The 15,535-nt window shown below is 53.9% G+C and carries 18 protein-coding genes; 14 read left to right on the forward strand and 4 right to left on the reverse strand.

Translation table 11 applies throughout. The annotated features are described in order from the left end of the window. Window positions 1-775: 775 nt before the first annotated feature. The 10 genes from metK (at window position 776) to ruvX (ending at window position 9,188) form a co-directional block, all read left to right on the forward strand. On the forward strand, window positions 776-1,927 hold the full coding sequence (gene metK / locus ACXI0A_RS17810; protein ID WP_084936574.1) for a methionine adenosyltransferase: 1,152 nt from the start codon (window positions 776-778) through the stop codon (window positions 1,925-1,927). 286 nt (window positions 1,928-2,213) lie between these two features. Further along, complete coding sequence (locus ACXI0A_RS17815) at window positions 2,214-2,609, forward strand: polymorphic toxin type 44 domain-containing protein (protein WP_476147423.1); 396 nt, start codon at window positions 2,214-2,216, stop codon at window positions 2,607-2,609. Continuing rightward, entirely contained in the window at window positions 2,587-2,970 is a 384-nt protein-coding gene (locus ACXI0A_RS17820) for a hypothetical protein (RefSeq protein WP_476147421.1), read from the forward strand. Before ACXI0A_RS17815 ends, ACXI0A_RS17820 begins: the two co-directional genes overlap by 23 nt. A 527-nt stretch (window positions 2,971-3,497) precedes the next feature. After that, window positions 3,498-4,892 (forward strand): sugar porter family MFS transporter, encoded by a 1,395-nt coding sequence (locus tag ACXI0A_RS17825; RefSeq protein WP_476147419.1) that lies wholly within the window; start codon window positions 3,498-3,500, stop codon window positions 4,890-4,892. A gap of 93 nt (window positions 4,893-4,985) precedes the next feature. After that, on the forward strand, window positions 4,986-5,498 hold the full coding sequence (locus ACXI0A_RS17830) for a SprT family zinc-dependent metalloprotease (protein WP_224933506.1): 513 nt from the start codon (window positions 4,986-4,988) through the stop codon (window positions 5,496-5,498). A 76-nt stretch (window positions 5,499-5,574) separates the two neighbouring features. After that, the gene (gene endA, locus ACXI0A_RS17835; protein ID WP_476147418.1) at window positions 5,575-6,282 is read left to right on the forward strand and encodes a deoxyribonuclease I; all 708 of its coding nucleotides are present in this window, start codon (window positions 5,575-5,577) and stop codon (window positions 6,280-6,282) included. A 74-nt stretch (window positions 6,283-6,356) separates the two neighbouring features. Next, the gene (gene rsmE / locus ACXI0A_RS17840; protein ID WP_476147416.1) at window positions 6,357-7,088 is read left to right on the forward strand and encodes a 16S rRNA (uracil(1498)-N(3))-methyltransferase; all 732 of its coding nucleotides are present in this window, start codon (window positions 6,357-6,359) and stop codon (window positions 7,086-7,088) included. Window positions 7,089-7,181: 93 nt separating this feature from the next. Then, complete coding sequence (gshB, locus tag ACXI0A_RS17845) at window positions 7,182-8,126, forward strand: glutathione synthase (protein ID WP_476147415.1); 945 nt, start codon at window positions 7,182-7,184, stop codon at window positions 8,124-8,126. Between the two features lie 82 nt (window positions 8,127-8,208). Then, complete coding sequence (locus tag ACXI0A_RS17850; protein WP_034823267.1) at window positions 8,209-8,772, forward strand: YqgE/AlgH family protein; 564 nt, start codon at window positions 8,209-8,211, stop codon at window positions 8,770-8,772. Continuing rightward, window positions 8,772-9,188 carry a Holliday junction resolvase RuvX gene (ruvX, locus tag ACXI0A_RS17855; RefSeq protein WP_476151006.1) on the forward strand — a complete coding sequence of 139 codons (417 nt, stop codon included), beginning with the start codon at window positions 8,772-8,774 and terminating at the stop codon, window positions 9,186-9,188. The genes ACXI0A_RS17850 and ruvX overlap by 1 nt, the downstream gene beginning before the upstream one ends. 107 nt (window positions 9,189-9,295) lie before the next feature. Here the strand turns inward: ruvX and ACXI0A_RS17860 are convergent, their stop codons facing one another. Then, on the reverse strand, window positions 9,296-10,288 hold the full coding sequence (locus ACXI0A_RS17860) for a PilT/PilU family type 4a pilus ATPase (RefSeq protein ID WP_476147413.1): 993 nt from the start codon (window positions 10,286-10,288) through the stop codon (window positions 9,296-9,298). Window positions 10,289-10,304: 16 nt separating this feature from the next. Here ACXI0A_RS17860 and ACXI0A_RS17865 point away from each other — a divergent pair, with 16 nt between their 5' ends. Genes ACXI0A_RS17865 through hemW form a run of 4 tightly spaced genes read left to right on the forward strand, consistent with a single transcriptional unit; the run spans window position 10,305 to window position 13,316 of the window. Continuing rightward, window positions 10,305-11,012, forward strand: a complete 708-nt coding sequence (locus tag ACXI0A_RS17865) for a YggS family pyridoxal phosphate-dependent enzyme (protein ID WP_476147411.1) — start codon at window positions 10,305-10,307, stop codon at window positions 11,010-11,012. Between the two features lie 12 nt (window positions 11,013-11,024). Then, window positions 11,025-11,579 carry a YggT family protein gene (locus ACXI0A_RS17870; protein WP_100703498.1) on the forward strand — a complete coding sequence of 185 codons (555 nt, stop codon included), beginning with the start codon at window positions 11,025-11,027 and terminating at the stop codon, window positions 11,577-11,579. Between the two features lie 20 nt (window positions 11,580-11,599). Next, the gene (locus ACXI0A_RS17875; RefSeq protein WP_476147409.1) at window positions 11,600-12,193 is read left to right on the forward strand and encodes an XTP/dITP diphosphatase; all 594 of its coding nucleotides are present in this window, start codon (window positions 11,600-11,602) and stop codon (window positions 12,191-12,193) included. Then, complete coding sequence (gene hemW / locus ACXI0A_RS17880; protein WP_476147408.1) at window positions 12,186-13,316, forward strand: radical SAM family heme chaperone HemW; 1,131 nt, start codon at window positions 12,186-12,188, stop codon at window positions 13,314-13,316. The genes ACXI0A_RS17875 and hemW overlap by 8 nt, the downstream gene beginning before the upstream one ends. Before the next feature lie 202 nt (window positions 13,317-13,518). Here hemW and ACXI0A_RS17885 read toward each other — a convergent pair whose 3' ends face one another. From ACXI0A_RS17885 to trmB, 3 genes are all read right to left on the reverse strand, one after another. Next, window positions 13,519-14,235, reverse strand: a complete 717-nt coding sequence (locus ACXI0A_RS17885; RefSeq protein ID WP_476147407.1) for a DUF2884 family protein — start codon at window positions 14,233-14,235, stop codon at window positions 13,519-13,521. A 194-nt stretch (window positions 14,236-14,429) separates the two neighbouring features. Continuing rightward, on the reverse strand, window positions 14,430-14,756 hold the full coding sequence (locus tag ACXI0A_RS17890; protein ID WP_034823275.1) for a YggL family protein: 327 nt from the start codon (window positions 14,754-14,756) through the stop codon (window positions 14,430-14,432). Further along, window positions 14,756-15,475, reverse strand: a complete 720-nt coding sequence (trmB, locus tag ACXI0A_RS17895) for a tRNA (guanosine(46)-N7)-methyltransferase TrmB (RefSeq protein WP_034823276.1) — start codon at window positions 15,473-15,475, stop codon at window positions 14,756-14,758. Before trmB ends, ACXI0A_RS17890 begins: the two co-directional genes overlap by 1 nt. Window positions 15,476-15,535: the final 60 nt, after the last annotated feature.

A 15,535-nucleotide genomic window follows, 5' to 3' on the forward strand; every position in this document is an offset into this window, starting at 1 on the left:
GTTGAAATATGAAACCGTTGCCGGGTTTTGCTGTTGTGAGTCCGGGTAAAGATTTCCCCATCCTGCTGAGCTCCGTTTATCGGGTTACCATGCACGTTGCTGACTCTAAGTGTAAAACACCACGCCGCAGTGAGTAAAAAACGGGCCAAAAGCCAACGTTTTTCACCGCCAAAGACGAGTGAAACACAGCAACTGAAATGTGGGAATAGCTTAGCCTGCGCTCGTGTCGGGATAATTACCGCAACGCACAAAACTTCGGCGAGAGAAAAGAACAAAACTGGATTGGGAAAGGATTGCCAGCGCGCCCATTGAGCGCAGTGAACCGGGAAGAAGAGAAATGTGGTTCATTACTTTTATCACCTCCAACGTCTGCCAGCAGCAAACGAGAAACGGCTTGGGTGAAAGTCAGAGAACAGCTCTGACGGCGCGACGCATAACGGCGTCATCCTTTTTGTGCAGCGGCGTTTTATACAGCCAGACCGCGAAAAATGCAAAATCTTTAGCTACGATCTGTGGAAGGTGTCAGGAATTTCTTCCAGTGGGCAGCTTGCGTAAACGTGCGGAATCGGAAAAAGCACTGGAAAAGTGCTCACTGAGTGACCTAGAATAGCCGTCCAGATGGTTGTCCATCTAAACTGATTAACATCCAGGCGGTGTTGGCGCACGCTGTTAACACTCCCTACTGCTCGCGGCTTTGCCTGAAGGGGCGTCGAGTCGGCCTGGTCCACTTACGCTATGCAGTCGAATTCAAACCATTTGTAAGGTAAAGAACAGAATGGCTAAACACCTATTTACATCTGAGTCCGTATCAGAAGGACATCCTGATAAAATCGCTGACCAAATTTCCGATGCCGTGTTAGATGCGATCCTGGAACAGGATCCTAAAGCACGCGTGGCCTGCGAAACTTACGTTAAGACCGGTATGGTGCTGGTTGGCGGTGAAATCACCACCAGCGCTTGGGTTGATATCGAAGAGATCACCCGTAATACCGTCCGTGAAATCGGCTATGTCCATTCCGATATGGGCTTTGATGCGAACTCTTGCGCCGTACTGAGCGCGATTGGCAAGCAGTCTCCTGACATCAACCAGGGTGTTGACCGTACCGATCCGCTGGAACAGGGCGCGGGCGACCAGGGCCTGATGTTCGGCTACGCCACCAACGAAACCGACGTGCTGATGCCAGCTCCGGTAACCTACGCGCACCGTCTGGTTCAGCGTCAGGCCGAAGTGCGTAAAAGCGGTTCACTGCCGTGGTTGCGTCCGGATGCGAAAAGCCAGATCACCTTCCAGTACGATGGTGGCAAAATTGTCGGCATCGATGCGGTTGTGCTGTCGACTCAGCACGCTGAAGAAGTTTCAACAGCCGACCTGCGTGAAGCAGTGATGGAAGAGATCATCAAGCCGGTTCTGCCTGCTGAGTGGGTCAATGCCAGCACCAAATACCACATCAACCCAACTGGTCGCTTCGTGATCGGCGGCCCAATGGGCGACTGCGGTCTGACCGGTCGTAAAATTATCGTTGATACCTACGGCGGCATGGCGCGTCACGGTGGCGGAGCGTTCTCTGGTAAAGACCCGTCTAAAGTTGACCGCTCTGCTGCCTACGCAGCACGCTATGTGGCGAAAAACATCGTAGCGGCTGGCCTGGCTGACCGTTGCGAAATCCAGGTTTCTTACGCGATTGGTGTGGCTGAGCCAACTTCCATCATGGTGGAAACCTTCGGTACTGAGAAAGTCTCTACCGAACAGCTGACCCTGCTGGTACGCGAGTTCTTCGACCTGCGTCCATACGGTCTGATTCAGATGATGGATCTGCTGAAGCCAATCTACAAAGAGACCGCCGCTTACGGTCACTTTGGTCGCGAACACTTCCCGTGGGAGCAGACTGATAAAGCTGCTCAACTGCGCGAGGCAGCGGGCCTGTAATCCAGCCCGGTTTAGCGAACCCGCTTCATGCTTAATGCCAGTCAGTTAATTCTGACTGGCATTTTTTTGTTGCTGTCATCCCAGCAGCCTCATCATCCAAACTATCGACCAGACGTCATTTTTTCGATTTAAAATGTAACCCGGTGATGCTTATTCGAACGTGCAGGGTCTCTCTTTCAACTAATCCTTAACTACTCGCAATTGAGCCCGTGGCGACCTTTTAAGTTGTTTCAATGTGTTTCATAATCCCATACAAATCACATGGAAACTGTAAAGGGAGTTGGATATGGCATCACCACCTGGCATTGGCCCAAGCGGCGCAATTCAGATTTTACATAACAATATGAGAGAAGCTCGCAGTCGCGGCTATGGATGTAATATGGCGTTGCCGCAAACGTACTACTGGTTCTACCAGAAGGTGCGTGGGCGTGGGCCATGGGATTATAAACAATTTGATCCGTACTGGGCCGCATTTGGTAACTTTAACTTTGGTGCGACAGGTACTGCAGCGGGTATTCTAGCTGAGATTTTACTTATGGGGGCCGGATGGGCACAGTCCCGTGCCGGAACCTCACGACCTGAATGGGGAAACTGGCGAGGTGGGCCGCCTTATGGTGATGACCCTGAAGACCAACGTGCTATTCGAGAGGGCATCAATTATGCGCACCAGAACGGTTATTAATGTTATCCACTGGCTGATCACTATTATGCTATTGGCTTTCGTTTGGTTTACTCATCAACCCGATCCCCGCACGGAAAATTCACTTCAGAGTGTGCGACAAGTCAGTGCGGGATTATGGCTTTACACTACGCAAAACAATGATGGTGGGGCAACGGTGCCAACTGTTTTCCGTTATTACTTTCATAACACCGGCGGCGCAGATGTGAAGGAGCTAAACGCAGAATTCCCATTCCTGTCAGGGGGTGGAACAATATCCTCCGTTGAGGTCGATGGCGATAAGATACATGTTGATTACAGCGGTAAGATTTACGGTATTGAGAACAAATCCGGCCCGTACTCCCTGAGTTATTCAATTAGATAATCCCGCCGCTCACTTCATTGGGGCCGCTTATTGCGTAATGCCAGCCAGTTAAATCTGACTGGCATTTTTTCTTTTTTTACCCATGCTGTCGACTCTTCTACTCTGAACTGGGTTTTCCAGACCCTCTCATGTGGAAAGTCATTCCAGCCATCTAATCTCTCACAAATTCTTTGACCAGCACGTTTTTTCCCGCCGTCTACACTTCATTTTCTATGTTTACAACAAAGTGTTAACGATTACATTTTGAAATCCTTTTGTAATCTGTAATTTAGAGAATTTTCAGCGTAGTTATTCGTATGAAAATGCGTTATTTTCAGCGTCGTCTGATAGCCGGTATTTAGAGAGATGTCAGAAACTTAAAGGGTGCTATACCTTACTGGTTACGTAACTATTTCAGGCGGAAAATGCTGGATTGCAGGGTTTCAGCGTGTGTAACCGATTACACTGATGTGATCGCCCTCACTTTTTTCTGCCGGCAGGTTTCATAACATTGATAAAAACAACGATAGATAAACTTCGGAGGCATTATGCCTGGTAATACTCATAAGAGCAGAACATCGAACAAGATGATGACCTTGTTTGTCTGCTTTTTAGCGGCTCTGGCCGGCCTGCTGTTTGGTCTGGATATCGGCGTTATCGCTGGTGCCCTGCCCTTCATCGCAAAAGATTTTAACGTGACTGCCCATCAGCAAGAGTGGATTGTCAGCTCCATGATGTTCGGTGCGGCTGTCGGTGCTATCGGTAGCGGCTGGATGTCTTCAAAACTCGGCCGTAAAAAGAGCCTGATGGCGGGTGCGATTCTGTTCGTTATCGGTTCATTGTGGTCAGCCATGGCGGTTAGCCCGGACATGCTGATTGCGGCACGTGTGGTGCTCGGTCTGGCCGTGGGTGTCGCGTCTTACACGGCTCCTCTGTATCTTTCTGAAATCGCACCGGAAAAGATTCGTGGCAGCATGATTTCTCTGTATCAGCTGATGATCACTATCGGCATCCTGGGCGCGTATCTGTCGGATACCGCGTTCAGTGATGCAGGCGCATGGCGCTGGATGCTGGGCATCATCACCATCCCGGCAGTGCTGCTGCTGGTGGGCGTGTTCTTCCTGCCAAACAGCCCGCGCTGGCTGGCAGCGAAAGGCGATTTCCGCAGTGCAGAACGCGTGCTGGCTCGCCTGCGTGATACCAGCGAACAAGCTAAACGTGAACTGGATGAGATTCGTGAAAGCCTGAAGATCAAGCAGTCTGGCTGGCAGTTGTTCCAGAGCAACAGTAACTTCCGTCGTGCGGTTTACCTCGGCGTACTGTTGCAGGTGATGCAGCAGTTCACCGGTATGAACGTCATCATGTATTACGCGCCAAAAATCTTTGAGATTGCCGGTTTCGCCAACACCACTCAGCAGATGTGGGGCACGGTGATTGTCGGTCTGGTGAACGTACTGGCGACCTTTATCGCTATCGGTCTGGTGGATCGCTGGGGCCGTAAACCTACGCTGGTGCTGGGCTTCATCGTGATGGCAGCCGGTATGGGTATCCTTGGTACCATGCTGCACATCGGCATCAACTCTGCTTCGGCGCAGTACTTCGCCGTCGGCATGCTGCTGATGTTTATTGTTGGTTTCGCAATGTCTGCCGGTCCGCTGATCTGGGTACTTTGTTCAGAGATTCAGCCGCTGAAAGGCCGCGATTTTGGTATCACCGTGTCTACCGCAACCAACTGGATTGCGAACATGATTGTCGGTGCCACCTTCCTGACTATGCTGAATACGCTGGGCAATGCGCCGACCTTCTGGGTGTATGCAGGTCTGAACGTGTTCTTTATCCTGTTGACTGTTATGCTGATTCCGGAGACCAAAAGCGTCTCGCTGGAGCACATCGAGCGCAACCTGATGAAAGGCAAAAAATTGCGCGATATCGGCCAGCAGTAAGGTCGATAAGCGATACAGGGGCTGCCGATTGGCGGCCCTTTTTTTGTGCGCAATAAATTGATTCGCCGTTCCCAAGATCTTATGCTGCCGTCCATGAAAACACCTCGTCTTCCCATCGCCCTGCAACAAGCCGTGATGCGCTCGTTGCGTCAGCATTTGCAGCTCGCCAATGAAAAGCTGGAGCGTCAGTATGACGAGCCAAAGCTGGTGTATCAGCAGCGTGGCACGGCTGCCGGTACCGCTTGGCTGGAAAAATGGGAGATTCGTATTAACCCGGTGCTGCTGCTGGAAAATCAGCAGGCATTTGTGGATGAAGTCGTGCCGCATGAGCTGGCGCATCTGCTGGTTTGGAAAACCTTTGGCCGCGTGCCGCCGCACGGCAAAGAGTGGAAATGGATGATGGAGAGCGTGCTCGGCGTTCCGGCACGTCGCACCCATCAGTTCGAAATCGCTTCGGTGCGCAGCAACACCTTCCCATATCGCTGCCGCTGCCAGCAGCATCAGCTCACCGTGCGCCGTCACAATCGTGTGCTGCGCGGCGAGAGTGAATATCGTTGTGTGCAATGTGGCACGTTGCTGCAACCCGGTGAATTTTCAGCAGCTTAATCCATTTATCTGATATCCCACCCTGCTCCATTCTGTTACCCTGCCGCCTTTTTACGCACCAGGTTAATTTTGGAATATGTCTCGCAAAACGCTGTTGTTACTCTCCTTATTAGTTGCACCCATTAGCGCGTTCAGCCTCAGTATCACTCACTATAATCAGAACAACTTCCAGCAGGCCAAAGTGGTCGCCGCACAGATCAATGCCGATGCGCCCGCCGAATTTTACTGCGGCTGCAAAATCAGCTGGCACGGCAAAAAAGGCGTGCCTGACCTCAGTAGCTGTGGCTACAACGTGCGTAAAAATGCCAATCGCGCAGAGCGTATTGAGTGGGAACATGTGATGCCCGCATGGGAGTTCGGCCACCAGCGCCAGTGCTGGCAAAACGGCGGACGCAAAAACTGCAGTAAAGATGCCGACTACCGCCGCATTGAAAGCGACCTGCACAACCTGCAACCGGCGATTGGTGAAGTGAATGGCGACCGCAACAACTTCCAGTACAGCCAGTGGAACGGCGGCGACGCACAATATGGTCAGTGCTCAATGAAAGTCGATTTCAAGCAGAAGCTGGCCCAGCCACCCGAGCGTGCACGCGGCGCCATTGCCCGCACCTACTTCTATATGCGAGACCAGTATCAGCTGCGTCTTTCGCGTCAGCAAACCCAGCTGTTTACCGCCTGGAACAAGCAATATCCGGTGAGCCAGTGGGAGTGTGAACGCGATAACCGCATCGCTCAGGTACAGGGAAATCACAATCCCTATGTACAACAGGCTTGCCAGCGCTAAAAGCGCTACCCTACACTAGCTTTTTTCCGATTGGGCCGTGTCCGATGACACGGCATAACGCTGGCAGGAACCGCATGCGCATACCTCGCATTTATCATCCCGAATCTCTTGAAGTTAACAGTGAAGTCTTCCTCGAAGAAGATGCCGCTAACCACGTCGGGCGCGTGCTGCGCATGACCGCCGGTCAACAAATTGAGCTGTTTGATGGCAGTAATCTGACTTTTAACGCCGAAATCACCCAGGCTGATAAAAAGCGTGTAAAAGTAAGGGTCCTTGCCAGTCAGTCTGATGACCGTGAATCACCGCTCCATCTCCATCTTGGGCAGGTGATGTCGCGCGGCGAAAAGATGGAATTCACCATCCAGAAATCGATCGAACTCGGCGTGAACGTGATTACACCCTTGTTTTCGGAGCGCTGCGGCGTAAAGCTGGATGCTGAACGACTGGCGAAGAAGATTCAGCAATGGCAAAAAATTGCGATTGCCGCCTGTGAACAGTGCGGCCGTAATCGTGTGCCGGAAATCCGTGAAGCGATGACGCTGGAAGCCTGGTGTGCCGAGCAGGAAAGCGGTTTAAAGCTCAATCTGCATCCGCGTGCCAGCCACAGTATTAATACCCTGCCGCAGCCGGTTGAACGTGTTCGCCTGCTGATTGGTCCGGAAGGCGGCTTGTCCGCAGATGAAATTGCCATGACCGCGCAGCAGGGTTTCACCGATATTTTGTTGGGCCCACGCGTACTACGCACAGAAACTACTGCACTGACGGCCATTACGGCACTTCAGGTGAGGTTTGGTGACCTGGGTTAAGGGATACTTTTAGGGTTTTAAAAACTACGCACGTGAAAAGCCGCAGCGCTGTCACGGAACGGGGCAATAAATTCCCCCTTTGAGGAGAGAATAATGATTAAGCTTGGCATCGTTATGGACCCAATTTCGTCCATCAACATTAAAAAAGACACCAGCTTCGCCATGTTGCTGGAAGCACAGCGCCGTGGTTACGAAATTCATTACATGGAGATGGGCGATCTCTCCCTGCGCGGTGGCGTCACCTACGCCCGCACGCGCCTGCTGAGCGTGGAGCAGAACTACGACAAATGGTACAACTTTGGCAGTGAGCAGGTGATTCCGCTGGCCGATCTCAACGTGGTGCTGATGCGTAAAGATCCGCCATTCGATACCGAATTCATCTATGCCACCTATCTGCTGGAACGCGCGGAAGAGCAAGGTACGCTGATCGTCAACAAACCGCAGAGCCTGCGCGACTGCAACGAGAAGCTGTACACCGCCTGGTTCGCCGACCTGACGCCAGACACGCTGGTCACACGTAATAAAGAGCAACTGCGTGCGTTCTGGCAGGAGCACGGTGATGTGATCCTGAAACCGCTGGACGGCATGGGCGGCGCATCCATCTTCCGCGTGAAGCAGGACGACCCGAACTTTGGCGTCATCACCGAAACGCTAACCAATCACGGCCAGAACTTCTGCATGGCGCAAAACTATCTGCCGGCGATCAAAGACGGCGATAAGCGCGTGCTGGTGGTGGATGGCGAGCCGGTGCCTTACTGCCTGGCGCGTATCCCACAGGGCGGCGAAACCCGTGGTAACCTGGCTGCAGGTGGCCGCGGCGAAGCACGTCCACTGAGCGACAGCGACTGGGAAATTGCCCGCCGCGTTGGCCCAACGCTGAAAGCCAAAGGGCTGATTTTTGTCGGTCTGGACATCATTGGTGATAAACTCACCGAAGTTAACGTAACCAGCCCAACCTGCGTGCGTGAAATCGAGGCTGCATTCCCGATCTCGATCACCGGCATGCTCATGGATGCCATCGAGAAACGCCTGGGCTGATGTCAACGGCGTGTAAGCGCCGTGAGAACCCAAAACCGACGTGGCTGCGGTCACGCCGGTTATTTTTGGTATACGAGTGAGAATGAATTTACAGCATCATTTTTTGATTGCGATGCCGTCGCTGCAGGACCCGCTTTTCAAACGCTCGGTGGTGTATATCTGCGAGCACAATGAAGATGGCGCCATGGGTTTGATCGTAAACAAACCGATGGAAAACCTGACGGTCGAAGGCATCCTGAAGAAACTTAAAATCAGCCCATCAGAACGTGACCCTGCCATCAAGCTGGACAAACCGGTGTTCGCCGGTGGCCCGCTGGCGGAAGATCGCGGCTTTATCCTGCACTCTGCCCAGAAAATTTACTCTTCCAGCATCCGTATTTCTGACAATACCGTGATCACCACTTCACGGGATGTGCTGGAAGCGATCGGCACCTCGGAGCAGCCTGATAACGTGCTGGTGGCGTTAGGGTATTGCGCCTGGGAGAAAGATCAGCTGGAGAACGAGCTGCTGGAAAATGCCTGGCTGACCACACCCGCCAACAGCAACATTCTGTTCCAGACGCCAATAGCCGAGCGCTGGCGCGAAGCTGCACGCAGCATGGGCATCGATATTCATAATATGACCAGCGATGCAGGGCACGCATGATGGCCAGTGAAACTTTGCTGGGCTTCGATTTCGGCACCAAAAGCATCGGCGTTGCGGTCGGCCAGCAGCTGACTGGTACCGCACGTGCTTTGTCTGCGCTCAAAGCACAAGACGGCATCCCTGACTGGAACCTGATTGGGAAGCTGCTGAAAGAGTGGCAGCCTGATTATGTGGTGGTGGGTTTGCCGTTGAATATGGATGGCACCGAGCAGCCATTAACTGAACGTGCCCGCAAATTCGCTAACCGCCTGCATGGCCGTTTTGGCGTGCGCGTTGAGATGCAGGATGAGCGTCTGAGCACCGTAGAAGCGCGTGCCGATCTGTTCGAACGCGGTGGCTTTCGTGCACTGCAGAAGGGCCAGGTCGATTCGCAGTCGGCGGTGATCATTCTGGAAGACTGGTTCGATACGCACTGAATGAATTCAGGTGCGCTTCAGTGCGCACCTGACAGATTGATGCACCAGACGAGGTTGTGACTCGCTCGGGTAATGTGGTCTTGCCATTCATCACGACTCACAAGCACTCAAATCATTCCCGCCGTTTGCCGCGCCTGCTCGCTCTGCGCGAACGTCTGCATGCCTGCCTGAGCCCCGGTTTGCAGCACGCCTGGCAGTTGATGCATCTTGCCCTCGCGAATCAGATTCACCACCGCAGGCGTCGCCACCAGTACTTCGAACAATCCAATCCGCCCGCCGTTTTTTGCAGGCACTAAACGCTGCGCCAGCACCGCTTTCAAACTGCCCGCCAGCTGGGTGCGCACCAGGTTTTTCTCCTCGGCGGGAAATACATCCACCAGGCGATCCACCGCTTGCGTGGCACCTCGCGTGTGCAGCGTTGCCAACACCAGATGCCCGGTCTCTGCCGCCGTCAACGCCAGCCGGATGGTCTCGCTGTCACGTAGCTCACCCAAAAGAATCACATCCGGGTCTTCACGCAGCGCCGCTTTCAATCCGTGCTGGAATGACGCCGTGTGCGCTCCCACTTCCCGCTGCTGTATCAACGAGCGCTGGCTGTGATGCACAAACTCAATCGGATCTTCCAGCGTAATAATGTGGCGCGCCTGCTCGCGATTAAGGCTGTCCACCAGCGCGGCCAGCGTGGTGGATTTACCGCTGCCAGTGGCACCAGTGATTAAAATCAGCCCCTCTTCCAGCTGCAATAACTGCTGTACCACATCGGGCAGCTGCAATTGGTCAATATCGGGTGCCTGGCTGGCAATCAAGCGCAGCGCCAGCGATAAACCGTGGCGCTGCATAAACAGGTTGGCGCGCAGTCGCACGCCGCTTTGTAGCGTGATGGCAAAGTCTACGTGCCCGCTCGCTTCCAGCTCATCCTGTTGCACGCCGCTGAGCCACTGTTGCATAAAGGTTTCCAGCCAGTCGCCATCCAGTGCCGTTTGCTGTGGGATCGGCTCCAGCACGCCCTGCCGTCGCCAGTGCGGTAAATGTCCGCTGCAAAGGTGCAGATCGGCGGCGTTATGCTTTACACTAAGCGCCACAACTTCATCCAAATCCATTTAACTTCTCCTGACTATGACTTCCATTGAGCACAACTTACAGCAAGTGCGCGAGCGTATCGCCGCTGCCGCCGCACGTTGCGGCCGCGCGCCAGAAGAAATTACGCTGCTTGCAGTGAGCAAAACCAAACCTGCGAGCGCAGTCGCAGAAGCGATTGCTGCGGGTCAGCAGGCATTCGGTGAAAATTACGTGCAGGAAGGGGTTGAAAAAGTGGCTGAGCTGGCCGCACATCCTGAACTGCAATGGCACTTTATTGGGCCACTACAATCCAACAAAAGTCGTCTGGTGGCGGAGAATTTTGCCTGGTGCCACACCGTGGATCGTGAGCGCATTGCACAACGCCTGAACGATCAACGCCCTGATGCGTTACCGCCGCTTAACGTGTTAATTCAGGTAAATATCAGTGACGAGAACAGCAAATCTGGCATCATGCTGGAGGCTATTCCGGCGCTGGCGGCGCAGATAGCCGCACTGCCGCGTCTGCGCTTGCGCGGATTGATGGCGATCCCGGCACCCGAATCAGAATATGAGCGTCAGTTAGCGGTCTGTAAGCAGATGGCTGATGCGTTTAACGCTCTAAAACAGGATTATCCTGACGTCGATACGCTTTCTCTGGGAATGAGCGACGATATGGATGCGGCAATCGCCGCAGGCAGCACCATGGTGCGCATTGGCACCGCCGTTTTTGGCGCGCGGGATTATGCGCGACCTTCACAACAATAATTGAGGAACCTCATGTTAACAATGACGTTTTTAGTCAAAACGCTGATCGACCTGTACGTGATGGTACTGCTGTTGCGCATCTGGATGCAGTGGGCACGCTGTGACTTCTATAACCCACTGGCGCAATTCGTGGTGAAGATTACGCAGCCTATTATTAAACCGCTGCGTCGCATATTGCCTGCGCTGGGGCCGATTGATACCGCCTCGCTGGTGCTGGCGTTTGTGCTGACCACATTGAAGTATCCGGTGCTGTTGCTCATTCAGGTCGGGGTGTTCTCGGTTGACCCAACCAACCTGCTGGTAGGCCTGCTGTCGCTGGTGAAATCCGCCGGTTATCTGGTGTTCTGGGTAATTATCATTCGTTCGCTGATGAGCTGGATCAGTCAGGGTCGCGGCCCGATTGACCACGTTTTGATTCAGCTGACTGAACCGCTGATGTCACCGATTCGTCGTATTTTGCCTGCCATGGGCGGCATCGATTTTTCTGCCATGATTGTGATTCTGGTGCTGTACGCGCTGAATTTCCTCGGCATGGACCTGTTCCCAGGTCTCTGGTATTTGCTGTAATTCGTTAATCTGGAACTGTTATGCAAAAAGTCGTACTCGCCACCGGTAATCCGGGCAAAGTTCGTGAACTGGCCGATCTGTTAGCGGCCTTCGGCCTCGATATCGTGGCGCAAACCGAGCTCGGCGTTGAGTCAGCGGAAGAAACCGGCCTGACCTTTATTGAAAATGCCATTCTCAAAGCGCGTCATGCCGCGCAGATCACCGGTCTTCCGGCCATCGCCGATGACTCAGGTCTGGCGGTGGATGCGCTCGGCGGCGCGCCAGGCATCTACTCGGCGCGCTATGCCGGAGAAGACGCCAGCGATCAGCAAAATCTCGATAATCTGCTGGTGGCGCTGGAAAATGTGCCAGAGGGTCAACGTCAGGCCCAGTTCCACTGCGTGCTGGTTTACCTGCGCCATGCTGAAGATCCGACGCCGCTGGTGTTTCACGGCAGCTGGGCGGGCGAAATCACCCGTGCGGCCGCAGGTGAAGGCGGTTTTGGTTACGACCCGATTTTCTATGTTCCTGAACTGGGCAAAACCGCAGCAGAGCTGAGTAAAGATGAAAAGCGCGCTGTTTCTCACCGTGGCAAAGCATTGACGCTGTTACTGGATGCGATGCGCAATGCCTGAGTTACCTCCATTAAGCCTGTACATCCACATTCCGTGGTGTGTGCAGAAGTGTCCTTACTGTGATTTCAACTCTCACGCGTTAAAAGGCGAGGTGCCGCACATCGAGTATGTGCAGCACCTGCTCAGCGATCTCGAACAGGATCTGCCGCTCACCGCAGGCCGCGAAGTTCGCACCATATTCATCGGTGGCGGTACGCCGAGCCTGCTGAGCAGCAATGCGATGCAGATGCTGATGGACGGCGTGCGTGCGCGCCTCCCGCTGGCGGCCGATGCGGAAATCACCATGGAAGCCAATCCGGGCACTGTGGAAGCGGATCGCTTCAGCGGCTACCAGAAAGCCGGTATTAACCGTATTTCGATTGGCGTGCAGAGTTTCAGCCCGCAGAAACTGGAGCGCTTAGGGCGCATTCACGGCCCTGAAGAAGCGATACGTGCGGCCCATCTCGCGGCGGGTCTTGGCCTGCGCAGCTTTAACCTCGATCTGATGCATGGTTTGCCCGATCAGTCGCTGGAAGAGGCGCTGGAGGATTTGCGCCAGGCGATTGCACTCAATCCACCGCACCTGTCGTGGTATCAGCTGACCATTGAGCCCAATACGATGTTCAGCTCGCGTCCGCCGGTGTTGCCGGATGACGATGCATTGTGGGACATCTATGAGCAAGGCCATGAGCTTCTGAGTGCTGCCGGTTATCAGCAGTATGAAACCTCGGCCTATGCCAAGCCGGGCTATCGCTGTGAGCACAACCTCAACTACTGGCGTTTCGGTGATTACCTCGGCATTGGCTGTGGTGCCCACGGTAAGCTGACCCAGCCGGATGGCAGAATTGTGCGTACGGTGAAAACCCGTCATCCGCGCGGCTTTATGCAAGGTAAGTACCTCGACAAGCAGCACGACGTGGAGAAGGATGACAAGCCGTTTGAGTTCTTTATGAACCGCTTCCGTCTGCTGGAAGCCGCACCGCGTGCAGATTTCAGCCGCTATACCGGGTTGGATGAGCAAGTGATTCGTGGGCAGATGGATGCAGCGATCAAAGCGGGTTACGTGGTCGAAACCGCAGAGCAGTGGCAGATTACGGATAAAGGGAAGTTGTTCCTGAATTCGCTGCTTGAACTGTTTATGTAGGCCAAAGCCAACACGCTCAAACTTCAGTACGAAGCGGCACTGAGCAGTCACCAGGTTGAGCCGCCCGTAGCATTTAAAATGGCTTAGCTGCCGTCCCTGACATTCAAGGCGGCGGCTAATTCAAAACGGCTTTGCAACCTGGTAATCATAGCGGTTAAGCAGCCTGTGCATAGCGGCGCACCTTCATGCACCGCGACATAACTTACTTAACGTTCTGCATCAAACCTTTACGCTGCCCTTCCAGATCTGTCACCCGGTTACACACCTCATGACCGAAGTTCTGGAAGTCTTGTTCCTGGTTTTTCCATTCCGCCTGAACCGCCTGCTGTAAGCCGCCAAGGTTGCCCATAATCGCCTGCAATGGATTACTACCGCTAGCGGCCTGGCTGCTGCCCATCTCGTTCAGGCTATCCTGCATGATACCGCCCAGCGTGCTTTGCACCAACTTCTCGCCGTCAGCACGCACCTGGTCAATCGCCTGATGGTGGAAGGTTAAACCATCCGGGCGATGCTCAATAATACGGTTCATCTGTTGCTTGAGCTGTCCGTCCAGTTTGGTCAGGCGATTGCGCACGTTGCTGTTGGCACCGAGCTTTTCCACAATCACTTTGTCCAGCGCCACACGGCTGCGTTCCAGACGCGTCGAGGCCCCGTTATCAACCCATGGCAGATCACGGCGTAACGCATTCTGATAGTCGATGGCTTTCTGTCGCGTGGCGTTATCCACGTTGGCTTTCTGCCCGTTGAAGGTCACGTCGCCCTGCGGTGAGATTTCAAGATTACCGTTGGTGCCGACCACCTGCACGCTCTGCGGTTTGATGATCACATCATCCTGAGGATTAACGCTGCACTGATAGTCAGCCTGCGCCTGTGTCGCTGCAGCCAGCAGCAGTGCGGTTAGAAGCGCCTTACGAATCATGAAATCTCCCTTAAATAAAAAGCCGCCCACGCCTTACTGTTAGAACAGGTCAGGCGTAGGCGGCGCAGCGAATTTGGTGACGGCCAGCGCACAGCAACCGGAGCGTACTAAAGTACGTGTGGATTGCGAACACTGCCCGGTGCCAAAAGCGCAAGTGAGCTAGCCTGAAGTGATATCTCAGGCCAGTTAAATACTTAGTCCCACCAGACGTCAAAGAGTTCAGTCACCTGAACGTCTGACAGCTCGCGTTTCTCCAGCCACTTACGCACCAGCTCACGGTGCTCATCGGTGCACTTTCCGGTTTCCTGCAGGCAAACCAGACCTTCCCACACCAGATAACCACTGCCGTCATACGCCAGGCCATTCGGATCAATCACTTCAGTAATAAACTGATCCAGCGTGGCATCAATCTGCTCCTCGGTGGTGCCTTCGGCAAAACGCCAGGCAACAGAGAAACCTAACTCCTGAAACTCATCGATATGCAGTTTCTTACGTAAACGACGGCTACGCTGTACGGCCATTATTTAATCCTCTCAAACATCAGATCCCAAACGCCATGGCCCAGTCGCTGCCCGCGCTGCTCAAATTTCGTTAACGGACGCGTTTCCGGACGCGGCACGTAATCATTACCTTCTGACAGGTTTTTATACCCATCCACGCTGTTCATGATTTCCAGCATGTGTGTCGCATAGTCTTCCCAATCTGTGGCCATATGGAACACGCCGCCCAGCTTCAGCTTGCGCATCACCAGCTCGGCAAACGGTACCTGCACAATGCGACGTTTGTTGTGGCGCGCTTTATGCCATGGATCCGGGAAGAACAGCTGGACCATGCGCAGTGAGTTATCCGGAATCATCTGCTGCAACACTTCTACTGCGTCGTGGCACATGACACGCAGGTTTTCCACGCCCGCTTCTTTGGCAGAAGCCAGACAAGCTCCGACGCCCGGCGCATGCACTTCAAGGCCGAGGAAGTTCTGGTGTGGATTATTTTGCGCCATGGTCACCAGTGAGGCGCCCATGCCAAAACCGATTTCCAGCACCACTGGCGCTTCGCGACCAAACAGTGCTGCCAAATCCAGCGGCTCCTGCTGGAACTCGACACCCATCTCCGGCCAGTAATTATCGAGCGCGAGCTGCTGTCCTTTCGTTAAGCGCCCCTGGCGGCGCACAAAACTGCGGATACGGCGTAATGGCCGCCCGTTCTCATCAAATTCCGGGGTGATGACGTCATTAATCATGTTGAAGCCTGCTGGTTAGCCTTTTCTGGGAAACGGGCATTATGCAAAGTTAGATAGCAG

It is taken from the genome of Pantoea sp. C1E2 (genome assembly GCF_056491465.1).

Excerpts from the sequence above, each read along its gene's own strand:
- rsmE (WP_476147416.1), top strand. The coding sequence starts at position 6,357 with ATGCGCATACCTCGCATTTATCATCCCGAATCTCTTGAAGTTAACAGT.
- metK (WP_084936574.1), top strand. The coding sequence starts at position 776 with ATGGCTAAACACCTATTTACATCTGAGTCCGTATCAGAAGGACATCCT.
- trmB (WP_034823276.1), bottom strand. The coding sequence starts at position 15,475 with ATGATTAATGACGTCATCACCCCGGAATTTGATGAGAACGGGCGGCCA.
- ACXI0A_RS17815 (WP_476147423.1), top strand. The coding sequence starts at position 2,214 with ATGGCATCACCACCTGGCATTGGCCCAAGCGGCGCAATTCAGATTTTA.
- ACXI0A_RS17870 (WP_100703498.1), top strand. The coding sequence starts at position 11,025 with ATGTTAACAATGACGTTTTTAGTCAAAACGCTGATCGACCTGTACGTG.
- ACXI0A_RS17885 (WP_476147407.1), bottom strand. The coding sequence starts at position 14,235 with ATGATTCGTAAGGCGCTTCTAACCGCACTGCTGCTGGCTGCAGCGACA.
- gshB (WP_476147415.1), top strand. The coding sequence starts at position 7,182 with ATGATTAAGCTTGGCATCGTTATGGACCCAATTTCGTCCATCAACATT.
- ACXI0A_RS17820 (WP_476147421.1), top strand. The coding sequence starts at position 2,587 with ATGCGCACCAGAACGGTTATTAATGTTATCCACTGGCTGATCACTATT.
- ACXI0A_RS17860 (WP_476147413.1), bottom strand. The coding sequence starts at position 10,288 with ATGGATTTGGATGAAGTTGTGGCGCTTAGTGTAAAGCATAACGCCGCC.
- ACXI0A_RS17865 (WP_476147411.1), top strand. The coding sequence starts at position 10,305 with ATGACTTCCATTGAGCACAACTTACAGCAAGTGCGCGAGCGTATCGCC.
- ruvX (WP_476151006.1), top strand. The coding sequence starts at position 8,772 with ATGGCCAGTGAAACTTTGCTGGGCTTCGATTTCGGCACCAAAAGCATC.
- ACXI0A_RS17890 (WP_034823275.1), bottom strand. The coding sequence starts at position 14,756 with ATGGCCGTACAGCGTAGCCGTCGTTTACGTAAGAAACTGCATATCGAT.
- hemW (WP_476147408.1), top strand. The coding sequence starts at position 12,186 with ATGCCTGAGTTACCTCCATTAAGCCTGTACATCCACATTCCGTGGTGT.
- endA (WP_476147418.1), top strand. The coding sequence starts at position 5,575 with ATGTCTCGCAAAACGCTGTTGTTACTCTCCTTATTAGTTGCACCCATT.
- ACXI0A_RS17830 (WP_224933506.1), top strand. The coding sequence starts at position 4,986 with ATGAAAACACCTCGTCTTCCCATCGCCCTGCAACAAGCCGTGATGCGC.
- ACXI0A_RS17875 (WP_476147409.1), top strand. The coding sequence starts at position 11,600 with ATGCAAAAAGTCGTACTCGCCACCGGTAATCCGGGCAAAGTTCGTGAA.
- ACXI0A_RS17825 (WP_476147419.1), top strand. The coding sequence starts at position 3,498 with ATGCCTGGTAATACTCATAAGAGCAGAACATCGAACAAGATGATGACC.
- ACXI0A_RS17850 (WP_034823267.1), top strand. The coding sequence starts at position 8,209 with ATGAATTTACAGCATCATTTTTTGATTGCGATGCCGTCGCTGCAGGAC.